Below are 1,668 nucleotides of genomic sequence, written 5' to 3'. Positions count from 1 at the left end.
ACGCAGGCCCATACCGGAGGTGGCGTTCTTCGCCGACGCCCACGTCTGGACCAGGTCGGTGACGTCCGCGTTGACCCAGCCGTCCGGCGCCGCGGTGCAGCCCGGGTTGCCCTTGGTCTCCGTCGAGGTCGCCGAGGCAGTGGCCGCCCAGGTCGGCTGGGAGGTCCAGCGCGAAGCGGTGGAGGCCTTGCCCGTGCTGTAGACGGCCCAGGGGTAGGCCTTGCAGTCGGTGTTGCCCGAGTGGAAGTTCCACAGGCTCAACTTCGCACTGGAGACCAGCGCATCGGAGATCGGCTTGGTGTTCCAGGTGATGAAGGAACGGGCCGTACGCGGCGTACCGTCACTGTTGGTCGTGCCCGGATTGCCCATGTCCAGCTCGACATCGCTGGACCAGTCGACTGTCTCGCCCTGCTGGACGTAGGTGTCGAACACGTTGGACAGCGCCGACGTCGAGGGGTCCACCGTGACCGGATACTGCGTCTTCGGATCGGCGAGGAACTTCGCGTCCGGAGTGAACACCAGGTTGATCGTCCCGTTGCTGCGGACGACCTTCAGCTTCACCGGAGCCTGGTGCGTGTGCTCACCCGACACCTTGTCCACCCGCGCGTCCCACATCACCGGGGCGGGCATGGTGGCCTGCTTCTTGCCCTTCTTGTCCGTGAACAGCAGGCTGCCGTCCTTCAACTGCCGCACCTTCAGGCCCTTGGCCTTCAGCGGCAGCGTGTAGGAGTAGCCCTCGCCCGGACGGGCGCCGAGCACGACGTACTGCTCGAAGCCACTGCGGGTCGCCTCGACCACCACATCCGCACCGGAAGCGGCACCCGCGTAGGTCGCGCGGTTGCCCTTCAGCTTCGGCTTGGGCAGATCACCCTTCCACTGCAAGGCGATCTGCCGGTCGCCCTCGCCCAGTGTCACCAGATCATGCGCTGTCGATGCCGACGAAGTAGACCGCTTCGCGGCCGTCGCGGACTGGCCACCGCCCAGACGCAGGCCCCGCGGGTGAGCCTTGGGCTCCACCCGGCCGCCGACCGCCTGCAGATCCAGATCAACCGAGCGCCACTTGCCCGCATCCTTGAACCGCACCGGCCCGGCCGACAGTTCCGTCGTCAGTGAGCCATTGGCGTTCACCCACGTCGTAGACGTCTCCGTCCGCTCTGACAGGGCCTCGACCCGCTTGCCGGACAACCGGGCCAGCACTCGCGCCGACGCCAAGTCGACCGCAGACGAGGCGTAATGCTTCGCCTTCGACTGGGAAGACGCTGCCGTACCCCGTCCAACGGCCGAGCCGGCCGCGAACGCCGGCTCAGCCTCGGCAAGCGCCGTCACCGCCATGGCCAGCGCCAGCGAACCGGCTATTCCCCGGTACCACGTACGCCCAGGCACAAGCAAGCCAGGTCTCCGCCTGGCCCCCACCCTCTTGCTCATCCAAGCTCCCATGTTCACAGAAACCCCATTGATTCACAGGGCAGCCGCAAAGCTAGCCGAGCTTAAAAGAGGACAAAAAGACCCATAATTACACCAAGATCACTTGGCATCAAATCGAGAAAGTAAAGCGTTCACAAAAAGAGAGAAGGAAAGGCAACAAAGTGACCCTGGCATATCCAATCCAGCCACCCACCACCACAATCAAGCCACCACCACACAGCAGAAGAGCAGCAGAAAGAGGGG

Annotated in this window: 1 protein-coding gene; it reads right to left on the bottom strand. The window is 64.8% G+C overall.

Annotation, left to right across the window (positions count from 1 at the left end):
* Positions 1 to 1,425 (bottom strand): DNRLRE domain-containing protein (locus ABZT03_RS44345; protein WP_356050008.1); only part of this gene is annotated, 1,425 nt, incomplete at its 3' end.
* Positions 1,426 to 1,668 lie beyond the last annotated feature (243 nt).

The organism is Streptomyces sp. NPDC005574, from assembly GCF_040605435.1.
Lineage (GTDB): Bacteria > Actinomycetota > Actinomycetes > Streptomycetales > Streptomycetaceae > Streptomyces.
Note: the sequence above shows the minus strand (reverse complement) of the source record. Positions and strands in the feature narration are given on the sequence as shown.